Source organism: Pseudomonas sp. LBUM1664 (genome assembly GCF_059695895.1).
In genome coordinates this window covers 2,582,472-2,608,870 of sequence record NZ_CP166791.1, presented here as the reverse complement: position 1 = coordinate 2,608,870, position 26,399 = coordinate 2,582,472, and the positions used below count along the sequence as shown (strand labels likewise).

General features: G+C 58.0%; 25 protein-coding genes. 9 read left to right on the top strand and 16 right to left on the bottom strand.

Annotation, left to right across the window (positions count from 1 at the left end; translation table 11 throughout):
• Positions 1 to 21: 21 nt before the first annotated feature.
• The 7 genes from ACA047_RS12340 to ACA047_RS12310 form a co-directional block, all read right to left on the bottom strand.
• Positions 22 to 1,323, bottom strand: a complete 1,302-nt coding sequence (locus ACA047_RS12340; protein WP_497359453.1) for an ATP-binding protein — start codon at positions 1,321 to 1,323, stop codon at positions 22 to 24.
• 4 nt (positions 1,324 to 1,327) lie between these two features.
• A complete protein-coding gene (locus ACA047_RS12335; protein WP_497359452.1) occupies positions 1,328 to 2,029 on the bottom strand; it encodes a response regulator in 702 nt (233 codons plus the stop codon).
• A 315-nt stretch (positions 2,030 to 2,344) separates the two neighbouring features.
• On the bottom strand, positions 2,345 to 4,879 hold the full coding sequence (locus ACA047_RS12330) for an autotransporter outer membrane beta-barrel domain-containing protein (RefSeq protein ID WP_497359451.1): 2,535 nt from the start codon (positions 4,877 to 4,879) through the stop codon (positions 2,345 to 2,347).
• Between the two features lie 245 nt (positions 4,880 to 5,124).
• Complete coding sequence (locus ACA047_RS12325; protein WP_497359450.1) at positions 5,125 to 5,619, bottom strand: hypothetical protein; 495 nt, start codon at positions 5,617 to 5,619, stop codon at positions 5,125 to 5,127.
• A 137-nt stretch (positions 5,620 to 5,756) separates the two neighbouring features.
• Complete coding sequence (locus ACA047_RS12320; RefSeq protein ID WP_497359449.1) at positions 5,757 to 7,937, bottom strand: hypothetical protein; 2,181 nt, start codon at positions 7,935 to 7,937, stop codon at positions 5,757 to 5,759.
• Positions 7,938 to 8,249: 312 nt separating this feature from the next.
• Positions 8,250 to 9,437: a pyridoxal phosphate-dependent aminotransferase gene (locus ACA047_RS12315; protein ID WP_497359448.1), complete on the bottom strand. Its 1,188-nt coding sequence runs from the start codon at positions 9,435 to 9,437 to the stop codon at positions 8,250 to 8,252.
• A gap of 40 nt (positions 9,438 to 9,477) precedes the next feature.
• The gene (locus ACA047_RS12310; RefSeq protein WP_497359447.1) at positions 9,478 to 11,103 is read right to left on the bottom strand and encodes a methyl-accepting chemotaxis protein; all 1,626 of its coding nucleotides are present in this window, start codon (positions 11,101 to 11,103) and stop codon (positions 9,478 to 9,480) included.
• A gap of 355 nt (positions 11,104 to 11,458) precedes the next feature.
• On the opposite strand from ACA047_RS12310, the gene ACA047_RS12305 reads away from it, so the two are divergent.
• Positions 11,459 to 12,472, top strand: a complete 1,014-nt coding sequence (locus ACA047_RS12305; protein WP_497359446.1) for an aldo/keto reductase — start codon at positions 11,459 to 11,461, stop codon at positions 12,470 to 12,472.
• 121 nt (positions 12,473 to 12,593) lie between these two features.
• The gene (gene rarD / locus ACA047_RS12300; RefSeq protein WP_497359445.1) at positions 12,594 to 13,478 is read left to right on the top strand and encodes an EamA family transporter RarD; all 885 of its coding nucleotides are present in this window, start codon (positions 12,594 to 12,596) and stop codon (positions 13,476 to 13,478) included.
• A gap of 37 nt (positions 13,479 to 13,515) precedes the next feature.
• Here the strand turns inward: rarD and hppD are convergent, their stop codons facing one another.
• Both hppD and ACA047_RS12290 read right to left on the bottom strand, forming a co-directional pair.
• The gene (hppD, locus tag ACA047_RS12295; RefSeq protein ID WP_497359444.1) at positions 13,516 to 14,592 is read right to left on the bottom strand and encodes a 4-hydroxyphenylpyruvate dioxygenase; all 1,077 of its coding nucleotides are present in this window, start codon (positions 14,590 to 14,592) and stop codon (positions 13,516 to 13,518) included.
• 248 nt (positions 14,593 to 14,840) lie between these two features.
• On the bottom strand, positions 14,841 to 15,785 hold the full coding sequence (locus tag ACA047_RS12290) for a DMT family transporter (RefSeq protein ID WP_497359443.1): 945 nt from the start codon (positions 15,783 to 15,785) through the stop codon (positions 14,841 to 14,843).
• 217 nt (positions 15,786 to 16,002) lie between these two features.
• On the opposite strand from ACA047_RS12290, the gene ACA047_RS12285 reads away from it, so the two are divergent.
• A complete protein-coding gene (locus ACA047_RS12285) occupies positions 16,003 to 16,866 on the top strand; it encodes a LysR family transcriptional regulator (RefSeq protein WP_497359442.1) in 864 nt (287 codons plus the stop codon).
• A gap of 422 nt (positions 16,867 to 17,288) precedes the next feature.
• Positions 17,289 to 17,654, top strand: a complete 366-nt coding sequence (locus tag ACA047_RS12280) for a histone-like nucleoid-structuring protein, MvaT/MvaU family (protein ID WP_497359441.1) — start codon at positions 17,289 to 17,291, stop codon at positions 17,652 to 17,654.
• 94 nt (positions 17,655 to 17,748) lie between these two features.
• On the opposite strand, the gene ACA047_RS12275 is transcribed toward ACA047_RS12280, so the two are convergent.
• Positions 17,749 to 18,285 carry a DUF4946 domain-containing protein gene (locus tag ACA047_RS12275; RefSeq protein ID WP_497360321.1) on the bottom strand — a complete coding sequence of 179 codons (537 nt, stop codon included), beginning with the start codon at positions 18,283 to 18,285 and terminating at the stop codon, positions 17,749 to 17,751.
• Positions 18,286 to 18,468: 183 nt separating this feature from the next.
• On the opposite strand from ACA047_RS12275, the gene gloA reads away from it, so the two are divergent.
• Entirely contained in the window at positions 18,469 to 18,990 is a 522-nt protein-coding gene (gloA, locus tag ACA047_RS12270) for a lactoylglutathione lyase (RefSeq protein WP_497359440.1), read from the top strand.
• A gap of 180 nt (positions 18,991 to 19,170) precedes the next feature.
• On the opposite strand, the gene ahpF is transcribed toward gloA, so the two are convergent.
• From ahpF to galU, 4 genes are all read right to left on the bottom strand, one after another.
• Positions 19,171 to 20,733, bottom strand: coding sequence for an alkyl hydroperoxide reductase subunit F (gene ahpF, locus ACA047_RS12265; RefSeq protein ID WP_497359439.1), 1,563 nt, complete (start codon positions 20,731 to 20,733; stop codon positions 19,171 to 19,173).
• A gap of 125 nt (positions 20,734 to 20,858) precedes the next feature.
• Positions 20,859 to 21,422: an alkyl hydroperoxide reductase subunit C gene (gene ahpC, locus ACA047_RS12260; RefSeq protein WP_497359438.1), complete on the bottom strand. Its 564-nt coding sequence runs from the start codon at positions 21,420 to 21,422 to the stop codon at positions 20,859 to 20,861.
• Positions 21,423 to 21,659: 237 nt separating this feature from the next.
• On the bottom strand, positions 21,660 to 23,015 hold the full coding sequence (gene gorA / locus ACA047_RS12255; protein ID WP_497359437.1) for a glutathione-disulfide reductase: 1,356 nt from the start codon (positions 23,013 to 23,015) through the stop codon (positions 21,660 to 21,662).
• 221 nt (positions 23,016 to 23,236) lie between these two features.
• Positions 23,237 to 24,076 carry a UTP--glucose-1-phosphate uridylyltransferase GalU gene (gene galU, locus ACA047_RS12250; RefSeq protein WP_003182953.1) on the bottom strand — a complete coding sequence of 280 codons (840 nt, stop codon included), beginning with the start codon at positions 24,074 to 24,076 and terminating at the stop codon, positions 23,237 to 23,239.
• Between the two features lie 231 nt (positions 24,077 to 24,307).
• On the opposite strand from galU, the gene ACA047_RS12245 reads away from it, so the two are divergent.
• Entirely contained in the window at positions 24,308 to 24,520 is a 213-nt protein-coding gene (locus ACA047_RS12245) for a hypothetical protein (protein WP_497359436.1), read from the top strand.
• 115 nt (positions 24,521 to 24,635) lie between these two features.
• Positions 24,636 to 24,917, top strand: a complete 282-nt coding sequence (locus tag ACA047_RS12240; protein ID WP_497359435.1) for a hypothetical protein — start codon at positions 24,636 to 24,638, stop codon at positions 24,915 to 24,917.
• A gap of 3 nt (positions 24,918 to 24,920) precedes the next feature.
• Here the strand turns inward: ACA047_RS12240 and ACA047_RS12235 are convergent, their stop codons facing one another.
• Together ACA047_RS12235 and ACA047_RS12230 are read right to left on the bottom strand one after the other, a co-directional pair.
• On the bottom strand, positions 24,921 to 25,151 hold the full coding sequence (locus ACA047_RS12235; RefSeq protein WP_497359434.1) for a hypothetical protein: 231 nt from the start codon (positions 25,149 to 25,151) through the stop codon (positions 24,921 to 24,923).
• Between the two features lie 109 nt (positions 25,152 to 25,260).
• Positions 25,261 to 25,611, bottom strand: a complete 351-nt coding sequence (locus ACA047_RS12230; RefSeq protein ID WP_497359433.1) for a hypothetical protein — start codon at positions 25,609 to 25,611, stop codon at positions 25,261 to 25,263.
• 208 nt (positions 25,612 to 25,819) lie between these two features.
• Between ACA047_RS12230 and ACA047_RS12225 the strand changes: the two genes are divergently transcribed.
• Both ACA047_RS12225 and ACA047_RS12220 read left to right on the top strand, forming a co-directional pair.
• Positions 25,820 to 26,122: a DUF1883 domain-containing protein gene (locus ACA047_RS12225; RefSeq protein WP_014337810.1), complete on the top strand. Its 303-nt coding sequence runs from the start codon at positions 25,820 to 25,822 to the stop codon at positions 26,120 to 26,122.
• Positions 26,123 to 26,153: 31 nt separating this feature from the next.
• Positions 26,154 to 26,324 carry a hypothetical protein gene (locus ACA047_RS12220; protein ID WP_497359432.1) on the top strand — a complete coding sequence of 57 codons (171 nt, stop codon included), beginning with the start codon at positions 26,154 to 26,156 and terminating at the stop codon, positions 26,322 to 26,324.
• Positions 26,325 to 26,399: the final 75 nt, after the last annotated feature.

Here is a 26,399-nt window from a genome sequence, read left to right as displayed (position 1 = left end):
GCCACAGGGACCGCATGAGGTTCAGGGCGGTGTTGGCAGCCATAGCCTGAACCGCGCCCCACCCAGCGGCGAGGCCTCGACCGCCAGCGTGCCGCCCTGGGCTTCCAGGGCACGGCGGCTGATGGCCAGGCCGAGGCCGAAACCGCCCGTGGCGCGATCGCGGCTGCGGTCCAGGCGGTAGAACGGCTCGAACACCCGCTCGCGTTCGCTGTCGGGAATACCGATGCCGTCGTCGTCGACCCAGATCTCACAGCCCCTTTCGCCGACCAACACACCAATCTGTATCCGCTTCTCGCAGTAACGCATGGCATTGCGCAGCAGGTTCTGCAAGGCACGGGCCGTCAGGCGCGGGTCCAGCGCAAAACGCTCCAGTGCCCCGTGCAGCAGCACATCGATCACCACGTCCGGCGCCGCCAGGTCCTCGTCGACGCTGCCCAAAATGCTGTCGATGAACTCGTCCAACGGCACTTCGACCCGTTCGGGCAAACGCTCGGGGTTCTGCAAACGGCTGTAGGACAGCAGTTCCAGCACCAGTTCATCCAGCTCGCGAATGTGTGCCACCAACCCTTGCAGACGCTCGCGACTGGCCGGCGGCAGGTCTTCGGACAACGCCAGGGCCAGGCCGAAGTCGAGCCGGGTCAATGGCGTGCGCAATTCATGGGACACCGCGTTGAGCAAATCCCGCTGCTGGTTGAGCAGGTTCTCAATGTCGCCAGCCATGGTGTCGAACACATGAGCCAGGCTGCCGATGTTCGAACTGGAGGCAATGTGCGTGCGCTCGCGCAGGTGGCCTTTACCGAAACGTTCAGCGGTGCGTTTGAGGCGTTCCAGATCGCGCCAGTGGGGCCGCAGCCACAGCAGCAGGCACGCGAGCAGCGTCGCGCCGACCAGCACGTTGATGCTCCAGTACAACCAACTGACGTCAGTCGGGTCGGGGGGCACGATCATCTTGACCGCTGTGTGCTCATCCAACGGCGCGGCCGCCAGGGTTCGCCAGGCCCAATCGCCGATGCGCACCACGTTCTCACCACGCTTGAGACGCGCCTGCTCATCGACGCTGAAACCTTCATCATCGATAGCCGCCAGTTCGATGTGCAGCGGCTCGAACTCCTTATCCATCTGCACCGCCAGCGCCGGCCATTGCTCGCTGGACACGGTGCGGAACTGCTTGACCATCAAGGTTTGCAGACCACGGGAAGAATCGAGGTTGTAGGTCATAAAACGCTCATGGAACAGACGGATCACCAGTTCCGGCATCAGGTACATGGCCGCGCTGTAGGAGACGATGGTGACCAGATAAAGGCGAATCAGCAGCTTCCACATCGGTTCAGCATTCCCACTCGGAACGGCTGAACAGATAACCCTTGCCCCACACGGTCTTGATCTTTCGCGCTTCCCCAGCGTTGTCGTCGAACTTGCGCCGCAGCTTGGAAATCGCCACATCCACCGAGCGATCGGTACCGTTGAACTCGATGCCCCGCAGGCGCTGCAGGATCTGGTCGCGGCTCAGCACTTCGCCGGAGTGACGGGCCAGCACCACCAGCAGGTTGTATTCGCCGCTGGACAGCTCCACCGCCTGCCCGCGCCAGATCACGGTGCGCTCGCTTAGGTCGATGCACAGATTGCCCATGAGAATCCGGTCGTTGGCCGTCTGCGGCTCGGTGAGGCTGCTGCGACGCAGCAAGGTTCGCACCCGCGCCAGCAACACCCGGGGCTCGCACGGTTTGGTGACGTAGTCATCGGCGCCCATTTCCAGGCCCAACACCTGGTCGTGGCTGTCGTCCCGGGCAGTGAGCATCAGGATCGGCAAGGTCGCCGAATTGGCCCGCAGCAAACGGCAGACCTGCAAGCCGTCCAGACCCGGCAGCATCAGGTCGAGGATCACCAGGTCCGGCGGATTGACCCGCGCCCGTTCAGGCACATGATCACCACGACTGAGCACACTGACCTGATAGCCGTTGCGCTCCAGGTAACTGGCGATCAGTTCGCAGAGGGAGGTGTCGTCTTCCACCAGGAGAATGTTGGGCATGGTGTTTCCAGAAAGTGCTGTGGCACCGGGCACGCCGCTATCGCGAGCAGGCTCGCTCCCACATTTGGTCTTCAGTGCGGCATAAAACCAGTGTGGGAGCGAGCCTGCTCGCGATGAGGCCCTGCCAGACGCAGAAAATCTCAAGCCACCAAGGATATACGCCCTCACCCACCCACGAGCAAAACCCTTACACAATTTCACACAGCCGCTACAAAGCTTCACGGCTGGGCCTGTCGCTGCGGACCTGGTCGAGAAGGCAAAAAAAATGCCCCGGCATTACCTGGGGCATTTTTTGTCATTCAGCTAAAGCGAAGATCAGAAGAAATAGCTCAACCTTAAGCTACCGCTCCAGTCCTGGCTGACCGTCGTGCCTTTACTGCCGCCGACCTGGCCGGAAACCTGCCAGTTGCGTTGGGCCGGCGTCCACTTCAGACCCGCTCCGTATTCGAACGCAGTGCTGGCACGGTCATCCTTGAAGCTGTCGTCGTTGATCTTGACTTCATTGGTCTTCACAAATTCGTGATTAACCCCCGCCGACAAACTTGGCTCCAGCAGACTGCCGTTTTCAAGAGTAATCACCCGGCCGCCCCTGACGCCCACATTGCCTTGTAATGAACGCATGGTGTCGGCTTTTACCTCAAGACCATTGTCGAGGCTATAGCTGTCACTTTGAGTGACGCCGGCCGAGACCCGAACCTGGGGCTCAATAAAGTAGTTGTCCTTCAGACGAATATGCTTGCCTACCGCCACCGAGCCGCTGGCGCCCAATGCCTTGTAGTCACCCTTGGCTCGCGTGCCGTCGCTCATGGTGACTTTGGCCTTGTTGTCAAACTGGTTGATCTTGGCCAGGACGTTGACGAAAACTCCACTTTGGGCATCGAACGTGCTGCCATAAACACCGGCATTCACACTATCGACGGTCGCGCTGGAACCGTACCTGAGGTCCATGTTGGTACGACTGGTGCCAACGAACCCACCCAGTACCCATGAACGACCGCCAAGATCCGCCAACGTATCGGCACCGCCTGTGATCCCGGTCTGGGTTTGCGAGTAACCGTCGCCATAGGCGTTATCGACGCTGTATTGATTGCCATAAGTGCGCACCCAGACGCTATTGCTCAGCTTCGTGGTGTCACTGTCGTTGGCCGAGCGCATCGCAGCATCGGGCCGGGCGCTGAGCCCACGATCGCCGATCTGGTCATTGAGCATGTTCATTTCCGCATTCAATACACTGCGCGCGCTACCGGCCAGCGCCAACGCGGTATTGCTGGAGGTACTGACCGTGTCATCGTCAGGATTGAGGTACAAGCCCTCCCCGTCCTGCTTCAACCGATAGACGAACGTACCGGCATCGACGGTATCGCGACCCGCGAGCGAGAAGCTCGCATCACCGGCAGCGATGTTCCCGACCTTCACCGCCTCGGCGGTATCCGGTGTGGTACCGGTCGCGGCAACTTGCAGTTGATATTGCCCGCTCGCAGTGCCGGTGACGTTCAGGTAGTCCGTGGCCCCGGTACCCAGGTCGGTGCCCATCACGAAGGTACCGTTCCCGGAAAGGTCACCCACGTTCAGTTGCAGGAACTGTTCGTCGGTGCCCATGCGAACCACGCCATTGCTCAGGCCAAGACTTTGCACCGTACTGTCGCCGGTCATCACCCATTGGGCACCGTTGTTGATATTCACGCTGCCCGAGTTGCCGATCTGGCCGGTCAGCACCGAGTTGTTATCCAGCAGTACGCTGCCATTGGTGTCGGTGAGCACGTCGCCAGTCAGGCTGCTGCCATTGTTCAACGACAGGTCAACCACGTTTTCTACGTTGCCAGTGATCGACGAACCGTTGTTGACGTTGACCGTAGCATTAGTACCTGCAACCGCCAGCACGTCGCCATTCAGGGTGCTGTTCGAATTGAGGCTGACCGTGGAGACGTTTTGCAGATTGCCATCAAGCGAGGAGGCATTTTGCATCAACAACGAAACAGTGCTGCCGGTATCGGCAATGACATTGCCGCTCAAAGAACTGGCATCAACAGTGAGGCTGGCCGTGGAGCCATTGGTGGCCAGCATCAGTGTTCCATTGCCGCTGTTCAGTTGCGAGCCATTGCGCACAGTGATATTCGCGACCGCGCCGGTACCGCCGAACGAACCCAGCACAATCGCCGAGCCTGTACCGCCCGTTACGCTGGTATTGTCCAAAGTCACCGAGCTGTTCGTGACGCCGGTGTTATCGACGCCGATTCGCAGGCCGTCCTGCCCACCGGAAATCGTGCTACCCGTTGCAGAGAGCGTTGCTCCTTCCAACTGGATGCCATAGCTGGTGGCTGCGGTGCCACGAAGGGTCGAATCGCTGACATTCAGGACGCTATGGCCGGTGAGATTGGCGCCGCCGGTGAGCCCGGTGATCGTGCTATTTCCTGTAACCGTCGCACTGGAGGCTGTCGTGGTACTGATGTAACGCCCCATCAAAAGCCCAACACTGTTGGCGCTGGTAATGGTACTGGCATCGATCGTGGCAGTGCTTTCTAGTAATTGGATCCCACCTCGTCCCGACGCGCTGTCAACCGTGGCGCCCGAGAGGTTTAATAAAGAGGAAGTGGCATCGATGCGTTGACTCTGACCACCATTGAAAACAACGTTGGCGTTTTGTGCACTGATGGTCAGCGAGGTACCGTTATCGATTGTGAGCGTTCCGCCTGCCGATACCCCCCAGCTTTCAACGGGGGATGTGCTATCGACCGTACCATCCTGCCCCGGTTGGAGTATGGCGGCGAACGTCTGGGAAGAAACTAAAAAAACTGAACCGAGCAAATAAAAGCTTGCTCTTTCACCTATTGAACCTGACATGCGAGACATAGTGCTTTCCTGACATTAGACATAACCGCAAAAATGATTTTCCAATAGAGCGAAAAACCATCTCCCGAATGCGCCCGACAGAATAGGGATCGTTTACCTAGCCGAATGTAGGAAAAGTCCGCCAATGACTAGGGATAATTCCGAAGTAACATGCACGATTTTATTCCTCTGCATCAACGAAAAAGCTTTATGCCAAGGGGGAAATCCCCTTGGCATAAACTCTCCTTGGCCAGAGACCTCAATTACTAAGGTGCAGGTGCAGTCATCCGATCGCAGTACTCAAAACTGGTATTGATAATGTCGAACGATTTGATGATCGGCGCAGAGCTTTGCATACCGCCAATATCCGCCTCATACCAGTATTTGCCGAAAGCCACCGCACCACGCGTAGGCTGGTTCAATTTAAACTTGTCAGCCGTGCCAACATGGGCAATGTCTTCAACGCCGGCAGCCTTGATCGTGTAAGGCTGCGAATCCGCAGTTCCCGACACTTCTGTCGCGCCGATCATGTCGGTCACACCGACGAAATGAACCGTGATGTCTTTCCCCACTGGCAAATACGTCGGATCTTTCGGTATCCCAATGGCCAACGTCCAGTTAGTCAGGGTGTCATCCATTGCATAGCAAGCTATTTCGTCACGACTACGGATTCTGATGGTGGGTGGTAATAGATCAATTTTCTTGGCATTGACAGTGACATCCCGCTCGGGCGACTTAATAATATTGTGGTCACTGCCCACATACTTGACCGTCCAATACGCCTTTACGATGCCAGTTGGCAATGCCGTGATGAATGCGGCTGTAACATCAGCTTTAAATTCTATTTCACCACCAAATGGCTGAAACTCACCGGCATGTTTGCCATCGATATAAAAGTCTATTTGCTCCCCCCCACCACGGCTGGCAAACCGAACCAGGCCGGCACACTGACTGTGCCAGCCTTGTCTCGATCGTCAGGTGTAATGATGTTGGCCGTACCAGAACGACCCGTCACCGTTACGGTGTCCAGGTTAGGATTGGTCAGATCGGGTAAGTCAGGGTTCGTCGGACCCGCGTGTACAAAATCCACATAAATGTAAATCACAGGGCTGTCTAGTATTGTTCCGGCTCGCTCGTGTTCATACCAGACTTTAACTTCCAGGGGATCTGTCGCGTCGGCAAACAGGCTTGCAAGGCTGGCGTAGTCGAGGGTGAATTCGAGATCAGTCGTACCGAGCGGTAGCGGACCAAATGGGACGCTCCTTGACTGATCGGCGGCATCTTCAACGTACAGTGTGATTTGATCCGTAGCGATGCCGTGCTCAGGCAATTTGACCACCGCAAGCACAGGGGGCGCCCCGGTCGCAAAGTCATCGAGCACAAGAGGAACGGTTTGGCCCGGATTGGTCTTGGGCACCTCAGGAGCGAGCAGGACGGGATCCTGTGCAAGCCGAAGGTCAAAGACAGTCGTGGCATCAGATTGCAGGCTCAGATTGCCTGGCAAATCCCTCCATTGATAAGAATGAGAGATTCGCGTCCCGTTGGGCAATCGGCGTAGCTCAGCACTGTCAACCTCGAACTCCCCAGCAGTCGTAACCGTGCCTTCATAGACCGTTAGAACAACGCTGGGGGACGCCGAAGACAGAAAGTAGCTCAGTACGTCATCATCACGCCGCAATGCGTAATTCACGGGTACTTCGCAAATCAATTTGGGGTTGGCTGTGATCCAGGCCTCATCCAAGATATAGCTCGGAGCTACGGGCCGATTGGTGATATTCACCGCAGGCGTGGGTTTACTTTTTTTCTTCGCTGGAGTTTTAACTTCAAACGGAGCCGTACGGTCGATGGAGAACTCAACAATATTTGACGCATCGGCGTTGCCACCGCCAGCTTTATATATCTCATAGTCGACTTCATAACGGGTGGGTGTAGCAGGTGTTTGCTCTTCGGGAAACCAGCTTGTTTCCACTTCTATTCGAAACGGGTCGTCACGTCCGGTAGCGGCTCCCATCTCAACGGTGCCTATTATCTTTCTTGTACCACCCGCCACCCTGTAATAGAGATCGAGTTCGTCATTATCCTGAGGATCGGCGAAATTTGTAGCAGTAAAAATCAAATTGCCCGAATCCAGAATACTGATCGAAATCGACTCGTCAGCGAGTTTTCCTTCTACGTCGGCATCGACTGTAACGACTCCTGAACGCACGGTACTGATACGTGTTTTGGGAGGTTGAAGTTTTGCGACCATTTCAAAATCTCCTATTGCATTCATTGAATTTGTATCCAGGCCGGACGGCCCGCTTTCTCCCGGTGTCACTCTGTCTATCCTCACCAACCCCTTCTTTGACTCAGCAATTAAACCTCCACCTCTGTAAAGACGACAAAACACCAGTGCCGAGTCGTTATCAATTAACGGTCGAATATGTGGTTCAAATGGAACAACCAACGAATATCCATTATTCACGTCATCCAGAGACAAGGTTCGGGACCATGTGCCATGCGCTTCCTGCACCGGTGCTCCACTACCGTTCAAACTGCGGTAGCCCGTCCAGTGCACCTCATTACGATCACCGGCAAGAGCAATACCCGCATCTACTGTGGCTCCATCAGTTAACGGCGGTACCGTATTGTTATTCAAATACCCCCACAACGTGGCGTCAGGAAAACTAGGTTCTTCCAATACCAACAACGCGGCATGGTTAATCGTTAATTTACGTCGTGGTGAATCATCCGAATTTCCGCCGCCACCTTTCCAGACCCGATAATAAATAAATGCCTCCCCGTCCATGGACATGTGTGCAGCTGTCAAGTCCACGTATATGAAAGGGTCGGTTACCGCCGTTGGATAAGTGTTGTCAAATATCGGGGCTTCCACACTATTTTGTAGCCATGACACCAGGAGTTGATCACCGGCCCCCGGATCTGCCCAGCGAGGAATGACCACGCGGGTACCTCGTTGCAATATATCCAGAGGCACATACCCATCGGGGTCATTGTCATTCACTCCTTCAACGGACAGCGGCTCAGCCGTTATCCCTGAAGAACTGCGCGTCGATACATTCAATAGGACCCCAGTCATAATTCAGCGCCTCAACGACGTTAACGTCATGGGGAAATTAGGCGCTGACATTTAATGGTTGCCTACTGTCAAATCTGACAGGTTTTATGACCATTCGTCGGTTTTTGAAGGACCATCGCTTGCTAGAACTTTAAACAGCGCACGACTTGAGCGAACTTAACGTGGAGGGTGTCGGGTTATTTTGAATTGGTATTTGAGGAGCCGCGGGATGTTCATTATCGGAACCTTGCCACGGCTGATCACACAGTTGAATAAGTAGACCGAGGTCACGCTGTTGGAGACCTCGCCGCCCGAAAGCGGATTTAGCGTTTGTCAGGCTCTGCGCATCTGAAGTAACTGCGCCGCACACAAGGCAATCCGCTGACACGCGTCCGCCAGTTTCACCCGGTCCACCACCAACCCGATGCGAATGTGCCCCGCAGCGCTCGGCCCGAACGCCTCGCCCGCCAGCACCGATACGCCATACCCTTCCAGTAGGCGCTCGGCAAATGCCTGGGCGCTGAGGCCGGTATGACGCACGTCGACCATCACGAACATGCCGCCATCGGGCCGCACGGGCTTGAGGCCCGGGCAGTCATCCAGCGCTGCACACACCAGGTCTCGGCGCTGGCGATACTCCTCGTACATATGCGCCACTTCCGGCAGATCCTCCTCCAGCGCAACCTGGGCCGCCCGCTGCACGAAATCCGGCAGGCCGAACAGCATGCACAACGACAGGTTCGCCAGATGCTCGGCCAAGGGTTCGGGGCCGATGACCCAGCCGATACGCCAACCGGTCATGGCGTGGGACTTGGACAGGCTGTTGATGGTGGCGGTGCGCTCGGCCATGCCCGGCAGGCTGGCCGGGCTGATGTGTTCGCCTTCGTACAGCAGATCGCTGTAGACCTCATCACTGATCAACCACAGGTCATGTTCGATGCACAACCGCGCCAGTGCTTGCCAGGTAGGCCGTGACAGGCTGGCGCCAGAAGGGTTGTTAGGGCTGTTGAGCAACAAGGCGCGGGTACGCGGCGTAATCAGGCGGGCCACGTCGGCCGGCTCGACCCGAAAACCGTTTTCCGAGCGCACCGCCACTGGCACCACCTTTGCGCCGCAGGCACCGAACACCGCTTCGTAGGTGACATACATCGGCTCGGCGACGATCACTTCATCACCGGGGTTGAGCAGGCACTGCGCCACCGCATACACCGCGCACTGCGCCCCCGGCAGCACGGTGACATGGCCAGCGCCCACCGGCTGACCGCAACGCTGGCGATGGCGTCGGGCAATGCTGGCGCGCAAGGTGTGCAGGCCACGGACGTCCGAATAGTGGGTATCGCCGGCCCGCAGGCTGCCCACGGCGGCGTCGACAATAGCGCGCGGTGTGTCGAAGTCCGGATCGCCCACCGAAAGCAGCAGCACGTCCATGCCCTGCTCGCGCATGGCCAGCGCCCGGTCGTGTATTTGCCAGGCGGCAGAGCCGTCGCCGGTGATACGTTGAGTTAAGGCTGAATAGCGCATGGTTTCTCCTGATTGCGCGGTGTCCAGCCCCAACCCTATCTCAAATCACAAATCGCGCCACCATCGCATTCAAACCCACCGCCAGGCGCGACAGTTCGTGGGTCGCGTCGCTGGTCTGTTTCGCGCCGCTGGCCGATTGGGTGGCCAGGTCGCGGATGTTCACCAGGTTGCGGTCCACTTCACGGGAGACCTGGGCCTGTTCTTCCGAAGCGCTGGCGATGACCAGGTTGCGTTCGTTGATCTGGTGGATCGACTGGGTGATCTGCTCCAGGGCCACGCCGGCGGCACGGGCCAGTTCCAGGGTGCTGTGAGTGCGCTGGTTGCTTTGTTGCATCGATTGCACAGCCTGACCCGTACCGTTCTGGATGCCAGCGACCATTTTTTCGATTTCCTGGGTCGATTGCGCAGTGCGATGGGCCAGGGCCCGGACTTCGTCGGCCACCACCGCGAAACCGCGTCCGGCCTCCCCGGCGCGGGCGGCTTCGATGGCGGCGTTGAGGGCCAGCAGGTTGGTCTGTTCGGCGATGGCACGGATCACATCCAGCACCTTGCCGATGTCGCGACCCTGGACAGCCAGGCCTTCGATCATCGAGGCAGTGGTTTGCACGTCGTGGGTCATGGTCTGGATCGCATCGACGGTTTCCACCACGCGCGAGCGGCCTTCCCGGGCGGCCTGGGTCGACTGGCTCGAGGCTTCGGAGGTGGACACCGCGTTACGGGCAACCTCTTCGACGGCGGCGGTCATTTCATTGACGGCAGTGGCGGCCTGTTCGATTTCGTTGTGCTGCTGTTGCAGGCCACGGGAAGATTCCTGGGTCACTGCGCTCAGTTCCTCCGCCGCAGCCCCTAGCTGAGTGGCGGAACCGGCGATCTGCTCGATGGTTTGACGCAGGCTGCCCTGCATCGCGGCCAAGGCCTGGAGCAACCGCGCGGGTTCGTCCTTGCCCTCGTCTGCGATGACCTGGACCAAGTTCCCACCGGCAATAGTCCGAGCGGCCTCCAGCGCCCGGTTGAGCGGCGTGACGATGCTGCGGGTCAACAACCACGCCAGCACCACAGTGGCCAGCGCGGCAATGATCGAGACAACAATGATGCCAGTGATGGCGCTGTTGTAGTTTTCGCCCGCCTTGTTCGATGCCTGATGGCCAGCGGCCACGTTCATCGCGATGAGCTTGTTGAGCTGCTCGCCCATCAGGTCGGTGCCTTCCTTGATCCGCGTATTGATATGGGTACGCAGTTGGTCGGCCTTGTCCTGTCGTGACAGCTCGAGCATTTCCTGCTGGGCTTGCAGGTATTTTTCGAGGGTCGCCGAAAAGGTCTTGTACAGCTCGATCTCTTCCGGGTCGGTCGGCAGCTTAGCGTAACTGTTATTAGCCTTGTGCAGCTTTTCCACCAGCACGCCGATGCGGGTCTCGGCTTCTTTCAGGCTGGCCGGGTCTCGGTTGACCAATATGCGAAACGAGAGGATACGCATGCGCAGCACGTTTTCCATCACGTTGGCCAGGTACCCGAGACTGGGTACTTGGGACTGCTCCATTTCCAGCGAGGCCTGGCGGATAACGGACATGCGACTGGCGGCGAACACGCCGAGGGCAACCACCAGTAAGGCAATGACGGCAAAGCCAAGAAAGGCTCGGGGCGCAATATTCAAGCGACGAAGAGACATGGGAGGACCTCGATGTGAGACGGTCGAGCATCCATGCAGTAACAGCGTATCGGTTGGGATAATTGTGTATACGCCTCCTCCTTATCGGCAGGGCTTGAGGCTTTTAACAGGGGGATGGTGAAATATATTTCGCGCAGTCCTTACCGGGCAGCCACTTGCCAAAACCGTGCAATGTCTTGGGCCCGCTCGCACAGCAGGCGTGGCGCATCGGCGCAGGCCTCTTGCAGCGTCACTGGCCCGTTGGCCAAGCAAGCCCGCTCCACATTTGATTCGGGATGTTCGATAAATCTGTTTGATCCGTGCGGTTGTTCTGGTATTTGATTGAGCCTTTCCCCTCGATAAAAGGATTTTGTCCATGAGCTACCGCACGCTAGGCCATTCCGGGTTGCAAGTCTCGACGTTGACCCTGGGCACCATGATGTTCGGCGAACAGACCAGCACCGAAGACTCGCTGCGGATCATCGACAAAGCCTGGGACCAGGGCGTCAATTTCATCGACACCGCAGACGTCTACACCAACGGTCGTTCCGAAGAGATCGTTGGCGAGGCGATTGCCCGTCACCGTCACGAATGGGTGCTGGCCACCAAGGTCGGCTTCGGCCCGCCGGACGGCGTGCCCAACCGCAGCGGTCTGAGCCGCAAGCACCTCTTCAATGGCATCGAGGCCAGCCTGACGCGCCTGGGCACCGACTACCTGGACATCTATTACCTGCACCGCGAAGACCACAACACGCCGCTGCAGGTGACGGTGTCAGCCATCGGCGACTTGATCCGCCAAGGCAAGATCCGCTACTGGGGCTTGTCGAACTACCGTGGCTGGCGCATTGCCGAGGTGATTCGGATCGCCGACAGCCTGGGCATCGACCGGCCGGTGATCAGCCAGCCCCTGTACAACATCGTCAATCGCCAGGCCGAAACCGAGCAGATCACCGCTGCACAGAACTATGGCCTCGGCGTGGTGCCCTTCAGCCCCCTCGCCCGGGGGGTCCTCAGCGGCAAGTACGCACCCGACGCCGCACCGGACGCCAACAGCCGCGCCGGTCGCCAGGACAAACGCATCCTGGAAACCGAATGGCGGGTCGAATCCCTGCGCATCGCCCAGCAGATCCAGCAATACACCCAGGGCCGCGGTGTGGGCATCGTCGAGTTCGCCATTGCCTGGGTACTGAACAACCGCGCCGTCACCTCGGCCATCGTCGGGCCGCGCACCGAGGAGCAATGGGACGCGTACACCAAGGCGCAGGCGGTGAAGATCACGGCGGACGATGAAGCCTTTATCGATTCGCTGGTCACACCGGGCCATGCCTCGACGCCGGGGTTCAATGACGTCGGCCATTTCGTGTCGGGGCGTGTGCCGCGTACATCTTAAGATCGTTGACCCCAGCCAAACACCATTGTGGCGAGGAGATTTACCTGTGGGAGCATGGCTTGCTCCCACAGGTAAATCCCCTCGCCACAGGTTGGTATTGATCGCTATCAAGAGAATCACTGTGTCCAAAGGCATCGCTCTATCGGTCTCGGCCTCTACGCTGTTCGCCGTCATGTACTACTACACCTCATTGCTTGCGCCGCTTACCGGCGTGGAAATTTTCGGCTGGCGCATGCTGTTGACGATGCCGTGCATGACGGTGTTCATGCTGGTAGCAAAGGAATGGAAACGGGTGACGGAGCTTGGCCGACGCCTGATCGCCACACCATGGCTGTTGATCGGCGCGATGGCCTCTTCGGCGCTGATGGGCGCGCAGTTGTGGCTGTTCATGTGGGCGCCGCTCAACGGCTACAGCCTGGACGTGTCGCTGGGGTATTTTCTGTTGCCGTTGTCGATGGTCCTGACCGGTCGCATCGTCTACGGCGAACGCCTGTCCTACCTGCAGAAAATCGCCGTGTTCTTCGCCACACTCGGCGTGCTCAATGAGTTGTACCAAGTGGGTGGTTTTTCCTGGGCGACCCTGCTGGTGGTGCTGGGCTATCCCCTCTACTTCATCCTGCGCAAACGCCTCGGGACCGACAACCTGGGCGGGCTCTGGCTGGACATGACGCTGATGCTGCCACTGGCACTCTGGTTCGTGCAGAGCGGTGAACAGGGTTTCAATGTGTTCGATCAATACCCAAGGCTGTCACTGCTGATCCCGCTGCTCGGCGTGATCAGTGCTTCGGCACTGGTGGCTTACATCATCGCCAGCCGGTTGCTGCCGTTCAGCCTGTTCGGGCTGTTGAGCTATGTCGAACCGGTGTTGCTGCTGGGGGTTGCGCTGTTGTTGGGGGAAAGCATCAAGACCGGTGAGTGGCTGACCTACATACCCATCTGGATGGCCGTGACAGTGCTGGTGTTCGAAGGGTTCAAGCACCTGATGCGGCAGCGGCGCAGAACCTGAGGCTCACACCGCTCCCACATTCAGATTGGGTCAGGCTTTACTCGGTAGCCAGCACGCCACGACGCACCTGGTCTCGCTCGATGGATTCGAACAGGGCCTTGAAGTTGCCTTCGCCAAAGCCATCGTCACCCTTGCGCTGGATGAATTCGAAGAACACCGGCCCCATGAGGGTTTCCGAGAAAATTTGCAGCAACAGACGCCTGTCGCCCTGCTCGGAAGCACCGTCCAACAGAATGCCCCGCGATTGCAATTCATCCACCGGTTCGCCGTGGTTCGGCAGGCGGCCTTCGAGCATTTCGTAATAAGTGTCCGGCGGCGCGGTCATGAAGCGCATGCCAATGCTTTTGAGCTGGTCCCAGGTTTTGACCAGGTCATCAGTGAGGAACGCCACGTGCTGGATGCCTTCACCGTTGAACTGCATCAAAAACTCTTCGATCTGCCCGGCGCCCTTGGACGACTCTTCGTTCAGCGGGATGCGGATCATGCCGTCCGGAGCAGTCATGGCCTTGGAGGTCAGGCCGGTGTATTCGCCCTTGATGTCGAAGTAACGGATCTCGCGAAAGTTGAACAGCTTCTCGTAGAAGCCGGCCCAGTAGGCCATGCGCCCGCGATAGACGTTGTGGGTCAGGTGGTCGATGATCTTCAGGCCCGCGCCCACCGGGTTGCGGTCAACGCCTTCCAGAAACACGAAATCGATGTCGTAGATCGAGCTGCCTTCGCCAAAACGGTCGATCAGGTACAGCGGCGCACCACCAATGCCTTTGATCGCCGGCAGGTTCAGCTCCATCGGACCGGTCTCGATGTGAATCGGCTGGGCGCCGAGTTCCAGGGCACGCTTGTAGGCCTGTTGCGAATCCTTGACGCGGAACGCCATGCCGCACACTGACGGACCATGCTCGGCCGCAAAATACGATGCCACGCTGTGGGGTTCGTTATTGAGGATCAGGTTGATCGCGCCCTGGCGATACAGGTGCACGTCCTTGGAGCGGTGTGTGGCCACCTTGGTGAAGCCCATGATCTCGAAGATCGGCTCCAGGGTGTTGGGTGTTGGGGATGCGAATTCGATGAATTCAAAGCCCATCAGGCCCATCGGGTTTTCGTATAGATCTGCCATGTCGGCGCCTCATCATGCTTATCAATTAACGGAACGTTAGTTGCTGGCCATGCTGAGGGCGTGCGGTGGCGCGCAGGAAATGCCGCGAACGCTGCGGGCGAGAAAATCGCCATAGATCAGTTGAAACCCAAGTATCTTCATTGTCGACCCAAGGCTCTTGCGGGCGAGGCTTCTGCTGCCAGAAGACGTTATTCTTATATGCGTAAATCGATTCTACACAGCGTAACCCGGTTTGTCCGTCTTCTGTATCAAATCGCCTTTTTCGCCGACCGCGCAAGGGGTTTGTTGCACAGGAAAATGCCCGTCAGGATCAAGCCGCCGCCTACACACATCCAGACACTGAGCCGTTCATCCAGCAGCAGCGCCCCCAACAACACCGCCGTCAGCGGATTGAGTGCAATGAACACACCGGAACGGGTCGCGCCAATCCGACGAATGCCGTCGTACCAGGCAATGTAGGCCAGAGCCGAACCCAGCACACCGAGGTACAACAGGCTCAACCATTGCCGGATGTCCAGCCCGCGCAATGTTTCGAAGCGAACCTCGCCCCCGGTCGCGCACGCCACCCACAACATCAACGTGCCCAGCAGAATCGACCAGGTCACAGTCTGCAAAGGGCCGAGGCTTTCATTCAGGCTTCTGGAAAACAGTGAGTAGATGCCCCACCCCAGCACACAGCCAAAAATCAGCACGTCGCCGATCCAGCCCTGCGCTGCGTTCTGTAGCAAGGACGGATTGCGACTGACGATCACCAGCCCCGCCCCGCCGAGGCACAGCACGATGCCCGCCACTTTCAACCGGCTCAGCCGTTCCTTGAACAGCCACCAGGAGGCCAGCCCGATCACCGCCGGATTCAAGGCCACGATCAACGAGGCCCGCGATGCATTGATGTACTGCAAGCCATAGAAGAAACACAGGTTATAGAAAAAGATGCCAAAGAACCCCAGCACGGCCAGTTGCAGCCCCTGTTTCACGCTGGGCCTGGCCAGGGGGATCCTGGCCAGCCCGAGAAACAGCAGCAGCGCGAGACTCGCCAGCAGAAAGCGCAGGCTTGCGGCGAGCATGGGCGCCAGGGCATCGGAAAGGATCCTGCCGGCCACGAAGGTACCGCCCCAGATCATGGTGACCATGGCCAGTTTCAGGTAGACCGGCAAGTCCGAGGGGGTTGGGACAGATTGTTCGAGGGTTTTCATGGTTCACCATTTGAAATCAATCGGATACCCGTGGCGAGGGAGCTTGCTCCCGCTGGACCGCGCAGCGGGCCCATTGCTGATTGAGCCGCAGGGGGCTGCTTCACGCCCTGAGTTCCAGCTCCCTCGCCACAGAAAGCGTCTCAGCCACAGTTCATGCGTGCTTGAGATAGCGCATTGTTTACCTCATGCTTGATCATCGTAAAATGAGTAATCCCTCATGACCCTCACCCAACTCGAAATCTTCTCCCTGGTCGCTGAACTGCGTGGTTTCACTGCGGCGGCGACGCGGTTGGGCATCAGCCAGTCGGCGGTGTCCCACGCCATCAAATCGCTGGAGCAAGAGTTGGGTGTGGAATTGCTCAGGCGTCATCAGTCTCTGGTGGAGCTCAGCGACATTGGCCAGCAACTGCTGCTGCGGGCCCGGGCCATGCTCGGGCTGGCCAACACCTTGCGCCAGGAAGCCGCCGATGCCCGTGGCATGCGCCGTGGCACCTTGCGCATCGGCTCGTTCGGGCCGACGTCGTCGATGAAATTGTTGCCCGCCATCCTGCAACGCTACCGCGCTTTGCATCCGGGGATCGAAGTGCACGTCGACGAAGGGCCGGACCGTCAAGTCATCCAATGGCTGGATGAACGGCGGATCGACATCGGCTTCGTGGTACTGCCCGAGGACCGTTTCGATACGTTCGCACTGCTGGAAGACCAGATGGTCGCCCTGCTGCCCACCGCCCACCCTCTCGCCGCCCAGGCCAGCCTGAGCCTCCAGGATCTGTGCAACGACCCTTTCGTGCTCACCGAGGCCGGATCGTCGGAGCTGGTCACGCGACTGTTCAACGCCGCCCGGCTCACACCGAACGTTCGCTATCGTTGCTCGCAACTGCTCAGCACCCTGGACGTGGTCAGCCGCGGCGAGGCCGTGACCTTGGTGTCCGAAGGCTCGCTGCCGGCCAGTGAAAACCCCGGCTTCGTCACCCGGCCATTGTCGCCGCGCGTCCCGCGCCAGATCGGCCTGGCGGTCCTGGACAACCGCCAGGCGTCACCCGCCACCCTGGCGTTTATCGAACTGGCCCGCCAGTTATGACACCGAACCTGTGGGAGCGGGCAAGAAAGCGGAAGGCCATCTATCATGGCCGGTACTTGTTGCCGAAGGCGCCGAAACTGTCGACCAAAAGCAATTACCTTACCGCCCATGGGGGTGAACTATTTACAAAGTTATCTATTTGGCCGACCGATTAGCGGGCGGGACTTCATTGCAACCCTGACCGTAGTTAACGGCAATTAACTGCCGCCAGCCTATTGACAGCGATGGGCCAATTGATAAAACGCGTGCTCTTGTTACATAACGAAAAAGTTACGATTTACACTTTTCAGATTAACTACTACAATTTTTTGTACCTGTGCTAATAGCAGGAGGTTCATTGTCACCAAGTCGCTACAAGGCGCTTGGCTTATAGCTTTTGTTGCGGTTGGTATCAGCCAAATATTCTGATTGGAGTAACGATTTTGTCCAGACTTGCTGAATTTCGTGCAGCCGAAAAGGCCCTTCAGGAACAGCTCAAGCAGCTGGAATCGCTGAAGAATGACGCCGGGCTCAAGAAAGAAATCGAATTCGAAGAAAAGCTCCAGGGACTGATGAAGACCTACGGTAAGAGTCTGCGCGACATCATCGCCATTCTCGACCCGACCCCGTCCAAGGCAGGCCTGCACTCCGCCAAGCCTGTTAAAACCCGCCGTGCGCGAGTGGTGAAGGTTTACCAGAACCCGCACACAGGCGAACTAATCGAAACCAAGGGCGGCAACCATCGCGGTCTGAAAGCCTGGAAGGAACAATACGGTGCAAGCACCGTTGATTCCTGGTTGCGTGGCTGACACTCACCTAGATGAAAAAGCCCTGAGTACATTCAGGGCTTTTTTATGGGCTAAACTTTTTGGATCACGCCCGTGGCCTATTACGTTGACGGCCTTATAGTTTCAGGCTGTTTCGTACCGACTGTATTTCATCCTGGCTTTCAACAAACACCTGCGCCTGTCCCGCATAGGACAGCACATAAGCCCTGCCCTCATTTAGTGCCGCGACAAGCGTTTGAGACAACACATGTCGGCCGTTCTGCGTGATCGTGCAAGTGGTCTCCAGTGCTGTTACCCCGCCCAACAAAGAAGAATGAATCTTATTGCAGACACTTTGATAACCGCCCTGAAAAAAATCTTTCTGAATTGATTTGCGCATTTCCAGTAGCACGCCTTGCAAGTTGACCTGATGATCGGGTTCGACGGCAGTTGTAGTCAGTTCCATGACCATCACCGCATTGCCCGCAGAATCACTCTTGGTCGCACGTTGTCGGGAGGTCTTCGGCGCCGGCGTCGAGGCAGGTGCATCGGAGGGCAGCGGCTCGATGACCCAACCCTGCGGCCATGCGACCTGCGGTTCTGCCGACTGAACACCAGCACTCGCAACGGTGGCCAACAGCAGGACAAACAGCGAAAGGAGCGGTCGAATCATGGTGTAGCACTCAAGGACGAATCGTAAAGTCTGAAGCCCGCCGCAGAACCAGGCAATAGCCACACACGGTTTGGCGATGCCGCCGCCCTTGCGTATCATGGATGCATCACATTCAGCACAAGCCCAGAACCGTCGCAGTAACGTTTGCGACGCCGTTTGCCCCACTTATTTTCCGGAGGGCCCATGAGCCTGCACGAACTCAATACGTTCCCTGGCGTCACCGCACACCCCGACAACGCCACAGCCAAATTCGTCTTCAACCACACCATGCTGCGGGTCAAGGACATTACCAAGTCCCTGGATTTCTACACCCGTGTGCTGGGTTTCTCGCTGTTGGAAAAGCGCGACTTCCCGGAAGCCGAATTCAGCCTGTATTTCCTGGGCCTGGTGGACAAGAGCCAGATCCCAGCAGACGCTGCGGCGCGTACCGAATGGATGAAGTCGATCCCGGGCATTCTGGAACTGACCCACAACCACGGCACTGAAAGCGATCCGGCGTTCGCCTACCACAACGGCAACACCGACCCGCGCGGGTTCGGCCATATCTGCATCTCGGTACCGGACGTTGTCGCGGCCTGCGAGCGCTTTGAAGCGCTGGGCTGCGACTTCCAGAAACGCCTGACCGATGGCCGCATGAAAAGCCTGGCCTTCATCAAGGACCCGGATGGCTACTGGGTCGAAATCATCCAGCCTGCGCCGCTCTAAGCTCCACTTTCATCCATTGTGGGAGCGAGCCTGCTCGCGATGACGGCGGCACATTCAGCATAGATGCAGGCTGACCCACCGCCCATCGCGAGCAGGCTCGCCCCCACAGAATTAAGCGCAACCCATAAAAAACCCCCATGAGCCAAGCCCATGGGGGTTTGTTTTCCAGCTATAGGCCGATTATGCCGGCGCAGAGGTACGGATCAAGTGGTCGAAGGCGCTCAACGAAGCCTTGGCCCCCTCGCCCACGGCGATCACGATCTGCTTGTACGGCACGGTGGTCACGTCACCGGCGGCGAACACGCCCGGGATCGAGGTTTCACCGCGGGCATCGACGATGATCTCGCCACGCGGTGACAGCTCGACGGTGCCTTTGAGCCAATCGGTGTTGGGCAACAGGCCGATCTGCACGAAGATACCTTCCAGCGCCACGTCCCGCACTTCACCGCTTGGACGGTCCTTGTAACGCAAGCCGTTGACCTTCTGGCCATCCCCCGTCACTTCAGTGGTCTGGGCGTTGGTGATCACCGTCACGTTCGGCAGGCTGTGCAGTTTGCGCTGTAACACCGCGTCGGCACGCAGTTGCACATCGAACTCCAGCAAAGTGACATGGGCCACAATACCGGCCAGGTCGATGGCCGCTTCGACGCCGGAGTTACCACCGCCGATCACCGCCACGCGCTTGCCTTTGAACAGCGGGCCGTCGCAGTGCGGGCAGTACGCCACGCCCTTGTTGCGATATTGCTGCTCGCCCGGCACGTTCATTTCGCGCCAGCGGGCACCGGTCGCCAGGATTACGGTCTTGGCCTTGAGGCTTGCACCACTGGCGAATTTCACCTCGTGCAGTGCGCCATCCTTACCCGGTACCAGCGCATCGGCCCGTTGCAGGTTCATGATGTCCACGTCGTACTGCTTGACGTGTTCTTCCAGGGCAACGGCCAGTTTCGGGCCTTCGGTTTCCTGGACCGAGATGAAGTTCTCGATGGCCATGGTGTCGAGCACCTGACCACCGAAACGCTCGGCCGCCACACCGGTGCGAATGCCTTTACGGGCCGCGTAGATCGCCGCCGAAGCGCCGGCCGGGCCACCGCCGACCACCAGCACATCGAAGGCATCCTTGGCACTGATCTTCTCGGCCTGGCGCTCAATGCCGCTGGTGTCGATCTTGGCCAGGATTTCTTCCAGGCCCATGCGGCCCTGGCCGAAGTTCACACCGTTCAAATAAACGCTCGGCACGGCCATGATCTGGCGTTCATCGACTTCAGCCTGGAACAGCGCACCGTCGATGGCAACGTGGCGGATGTTCGGGTTGAGCACCGCCATCAGGTTCAGCGCCTGGACCACGTCCGGGCAGTTCTGGCACGACAGCGAGAAATAAGTTTCGAAATTGAACTCGCCTTTAAGGGAACGGATCTGTTCAATCACGTCACTACTGGCCTTCGAAGGGTGACCGCCGACTTGCAGCAAGGCCAACACCAGCGAAGTGAATTCGTGGCCCATGGGGATACCGGCAAAACGCAGGCTGATATCGGCTCCCGGGCGATTCAACGAGAACGAAGGCTTGCGCGCATCGGTGCCGTTGTCGAGCAAAGTAATCTGGTGAGAAAGACTGGCAACGTCTTGGAGTAACGCAAGCATTTCCTGGGATTTCGCACCGTCGTCGAGGGATGCGACGATCTCGATCGGCTGGGTGACCCGTTCCAGGTATGACTTCAACTGAGCTTTAAGATTGGCGTCCAACATACGGGCGATTTCCATTTTTTTGAATTTCAGAAAAAACAACGCCCGGGCGAATCTCGCCCGGGCGTTTTTTGGGGCGAAGCGGCTTACCTGATTAAGAGCGGATCGCCCTCGGATGACTCACAGACTTAGATCTTGCCAACCAGATCCAGGGACGGAGCCAGCGTGGCCTCGCCTTCTTTCCACTTGGCTGGGCAGACTTGGCCCGGGTGAGCGGCAACGTACTGAGCGGCCTTGATCTTGCGCAGCAGCTCGGAAGCGTCACGGCCTACACCGCCGTCGTTGATTTCAACGATTTTGATCTGGCCTTCTGGGTTGATCACGAAAGTACCGCGGTCAGCCAGGCCAACTTCTTCGATCAGCACGTCGAAGTTGCGGGAGATAGCGTGGGTCGGGTCGCCGATCATGGTGTATTGGATTTTGCCGATGGCTGGCGAAGTGTTGTGCCAGGCAGCGTGGGCAAAGTGGGTGTCGGTCGACACGCTGTAGACCTCGACGCCCAGTTTTTGGAATTCGGCGTAGTTGTCGGCCAGGTCTTCCAGCTCGGTTGGGCAAACGAAGGTGAAGTCAGCTGGGTAGAAGAACACGACAGACCACTTGCCTTTCAGGTCGGCGTCCGATACTTCGACGAATGCGCCGTTTTTGAAAGCGGTAGCGTTGAACGGTTTAACTTGGCTGTTGATGATAGGCATCGATGACTCTCCGTCAGGGGTTGAAAAGTTGATGGAGGGAATCTTAACCACTCATCCCCTGGCTGGCTCATTGGCAAACCTCATGTGAATGATTGGTTTTGGCTATCAGGAATCGATATAGATAGAAGAAATCTGTAGGAGCCGCCGAAGGCTGCGATCTGTTGATCTTCGCTCAAGACTCAATTGGCTGGGGAAAGATCGCAGCCTCGTTGCACTCCTCAGCGCCTACAGACGGCGTCAGGCGGTGGGCGTGCGCATTGTGACAAATTCCTCGGCGGCAGTAGGATGCACACCGATAGTCTCGTCGAAATCACGCTTGGTGGCGCCAGCCTTGAGAGCAATGGCCAGCCCCTGGACAATTTCCCCAGCGTCCGGCCCGACCATGTGGCAACCCAGCACTTTGTCGGTCCGGGCATCCACCACCAGCTTCATCAACGTGCGCTCTTGGCATTCGGTCAAGCTCAGCTTCATCGGCCGGAAACGGCTTTCGAAAATCTGCACCTCATGGCCCTCTTCCCGGGCCTGTTCTTCGGTCAGGCCAACCGTGCCGATATTTGGCAGGCTGAACACGGCCGTGGGAATCATTCGGTAATCCACCAGGCGATACTGTTCGGGCTTGAACAAACGCCGCGCCACGGCCATGCCTTCCGCCAGGGCAACGGGTGTGAGCTGGACGCGACCGATCACATCGCCGATGGCGAGGATCGACGGTTCGGCGGTTTCATACTTCTCGTTGACCTGGACAAAACCCTTCTCGTCCAGCGTGACGCCGGTGTTTTCCAGGCCGAGGTTATCGAGCATCGGCCGTCGGCCTGTGGCGTAGAACACACAATCGGTGAGCAACGTGCAACCATCCTTGAGGACCACCCTCAAACTGCCGTCGTCCAGCTTATCGATACGTTCGATGTCAGCGTTAAATTGCAAATCCAGGCCACGGCGAGTCAGTTCTTCCGCCAGATGCTTGCGCACTGAACCGTCAAAGCCGCGCAGGAACAGCTCGCCGCGATACAGCAAGGAAGTCTTCGCCCCCATGCCGTGGAAAATCCCCGCGAACTCCACCGCAATGTAGCCGCCGCCCACCACCAGCACACGCTTGGGCAGTTGCTTGAGGAAAAATGCCTCGTTGGAGCTGATGGCGTGCTCACGCCCTGGGATATCCGGGATCACCGGCCAGCCGCCGGTGGCGATCATGATGTGCTCGGCGGTGTAACGCTGGCCGTTGATTTCGACCTCATGGGGCCCGGTGAGCTTGGCGTGACCTTCGTGCAGTACTACGCCGCTGTTGACCAGCAGGTTGCGATAGATCCCGTTGAGGCGATGGATTTCCCGGTCCTTGTTGGCGATCAGCGTGGCCCAGTCGAAACTCGCCTCGCCTGCCGTCCAGCCATAGGCCGACGCCTGCTCGAAGTCCTCGGCGTAATGCGCGCCATAGACCAGCAGTTTTTTCGGCACACAGCCCACGTTCACGCAGGTACCGCCCAGGTAACGACTTTCCGCCACGGCCACCTTGGCCCCGAAGCCGGCCGCGAACCGCGCAGCCCGCACACCACCGGAACCGGCACCAATCACATACAAGTCAAAATCGTAGGCCATTTCTATCTCCTTCGGCAGGCCATCAGCATACCCGCTGTTTTCACCTGAGGCAGCGATGCTGTTGGTTATGGGGGCGGAAAATGAAAAGCCAACCGCAAGCCCAAAACCGGTGGGGACAAATCCCCTCGCCACAGGTTTTTGTGAATGCTCGATAACTTTTTTCAGCATAAAAAAAACGCCCCGAACCAGTCGGGGCGTTTTTCAAGGCGTGGCGCAGGCTATCAGTAAGCCTTACCCGTCTTGTAGAAGTTCTCGAAGCAGAAGTTGGTCGCGTCAATGTAGCCTTCGGCGCCACCGCAGTCGAAACGCTTGCCTTTGAACTTGTAGGCCATGACGCAGCCGTTCTGGGCCTGCTTCATCAGGGCGTCGGTGATCTGGATTTCGCCGCCCTTGCCTGGCTCGGTCTGTTCGATCAGGTCGAAGATGTCCGGGGTCAGGATGTAGCGACCGATGATCGCCAGGTTCGACGGTGCGTCTTCAGGCTTTGGTTTTTCAACCATGCTGTGAACGCGGTAGATGTCGTCACGGATCATCTCGCCGGCGATCACGCCGTATTTGTTGGTTTCCTGTGGGTCGACTTCCTGGATCGCCACGATGGAGCAACGGAACTGCTTGTACAGCTTGACCATCTGGGTCAGCACGCCGTCGCCTTCGAGGTTGACGCACAGGTCGTCCGCCAGGACCACGGCGAACGGTTCGTCACCAATCAGCGGGCGGCCGGTCAGGATCGCGTGGCCCAGGCCTTTCATTTCGGTCTGGCGGGTGTAGGAGAACGAGCATTCGTCCAGCAGTTTGCGGATGCCGACCAGGTATTTTTCCTTGTCGGTGCCCTTGATCTGGTTTTCCAACTCGTAGCTGATGTCGAAATGGTCTTCCAGGGCACGCTTGCCACGGCCAGTCACGATGGAGATTTCCGTCAGGCCTGCATCGAGGGCTTCTTCAACGCCATACTGGATCAGTGGCTTGTTCACCACCGGCAGCATTTCTTTGGGCATGGCTTTAGTCGCTGGCAGGAAGCGAGTACCGTAACCGGCTGCTGGGAACAAGCATTTCTTGATCATATAAGTCCTTGAAAAGGCGGTGTGTACAAGTTTCGGCGCAGTCTAATCAGGCGGCAGGAACCTTACAATGCCTGCACTGGCCAACCGATGCCATCATAGAGAAATAAACCGGCGGATAGTTCAATTGCCTTTCGTTTCGCTGGGTTCAGCGGTCCCACTCTACGCCCATGAGCACTGTTTGCGAGCATTTGACGTATCATGGCGCCTTGATCCCGCCAACGAGGCAGCTAGATGTCGGCAACACAAAACGCAAACGGTTATTCGGTCAACCAAGACAAGGACGGCCAATGGTGGATTACCAACTACCACGGCGAGCAAGTCGCCGGCCCATTGCCCAGCAAAGCGATGGCCGTGGAAGTCGCCGCCGTGTTCCAGGATGAGCGTGCTCCTGCGGTACGGGAACGTGAACCTGCCCAGGCCCGAAGCCCTCGCCGCAAGAAGTAAACAGACAAGCCTCAAGTAAATGACGTTCGGCATTGAACGAGGCTTTGTTTATCTGTACCAGAATGGCCATTCGCTATAACCTCGCGCCTGCCCCTCCCTTCTTGATGACGATCCCATGAAAACACCTCTGGCGCTGTTAGCAGTCCTGGCCTTGGCAGGCTGTGCCTCGGCCGAAAAAACCTACATGAACAACGGCGAACAAGGCCTGACCATCGACTGCTCAGGTGAAGCCAACTCCTGGGCCACGTGTTATGAAAAGGCTGATGCGTCCTGTGCCGGCACCGGCTACCGCATCGTCGGCACCGATGGCACGCCGCAGGCCAAGGAAAGCGAAAAAACCCTGGGTGTCGATGTCGGCAACTACACCAGCCGCAGCGTTCTGGTGGTGTGCAAGTAAAGACTAAATGTGGATCTCGGCGAACTTGATTCCCAGCCCGCGTATGGTCTCGACCAGGTCGTCGAGACGGCTGAAGGACTCGATTTCGTCCTGGTCATCCACCAGAAAATAGCTGCGTCCAGCGCTTTTCTTGAAGAAGACGATCCATTCGCCTGGGTTCGCCGGGTTCTGAATCACATGAGTGACATGGATAAGACCTTCTGCTTGGCGCTCACGCACCTGCTCGCGCTTCATCAACTAGCTCCATAAATGACAATGCCGCCAACGTTGACCGTAGCGGCATTTTTTGTCGAGGACGTCAGTTTATCCGATGCCCGGCCTGCTCGTCAGGCCGCAAGCGTATTCAGCCGGAAATGCAGGCGTTGGCCGCCTCCCGCACATCGCCCGGGCGCACAGGGACGTTGGACAGGCTTTCGTGCAGCTTGATGCTGCTGCCACTGGAGCGCTCGTCTATGTCGAACACCGCCGCCGGCAGGGAGGACAGCTTGCCTGGGACAATCAACCGCATGCCGTTCTTGTGGGGTTCCATCTGCAGCGAACCACGGGTTTTGGCCAGCTTGTCAGCGACGCATTTGGCATATTCGTGAGGTTTCTTTCCGGAGATGACGCTCATGGTGGGCGGCGTCTGGTTGATGTCCGATACCGATGCACATCCACTCAAGGCCAATGCCAACACCCACACGCTGCGCTTCATATGATTCCTCCAATAAAGATCCTCCGACAGTGCAAACGTTGTTTTTCTCCAGCGCCCGTCACCTTTTTTTTCGCGCGTCCTGCGATAAATAAACAAAGCCTGGGGCGCGGGGCCGGATATTAACCCTAGGTGCTGATAAACTGCGCGCCATTATTGCTGCCCCTTGCTACCGTTTTGATTTGTAGAAAAAGCCCTTCTGGAGGCGCCCTTGAAATTCATCCACCAGCGCGAGCACCTCAACGAAGACGATATCGTCGTCATCGAATGCTCCCAAATGTGCAACATCCGCTTGATGAACGACGCCAATTTCCGCAGTTTCAAGAACGGCGGCCGGCACACCTATCATGGCGGCGCGTTCGACACGTTCCCGGCCAGGATCACCGCACCGAGCACCGGTTTCTGGAACATCACCATCGACACCGTCAGCCATCGTGCCATCAGCGTCACGCGCAAGCCGACCCTGACCCACAAGATCAAAATCATCCGGCGTTCCAGCTCGAAACTGAGCTAAACATCGCCCATTGTTCAAGACAGGCATACCCATGGCCCAGACGACAAAATACGTCATCAAGTACAAGCTCAACGACAAGCGCCGCTTCGAATTCGCGCAACTGGAAACCGGCACCGAGGAAGAAGCCAAGACAGCGCTGCAGGCGCTGCACGGCCAGACCGATGATGAGATTACCGACGTAAAGGTCAGCAAAGCGTTGTAACGCTGTGGGAGCAAGGCTTGCTCCCACAGATAAATCCCCTCGCCACAGGGTGATGTGGTGTGTCAGCTCGGGATG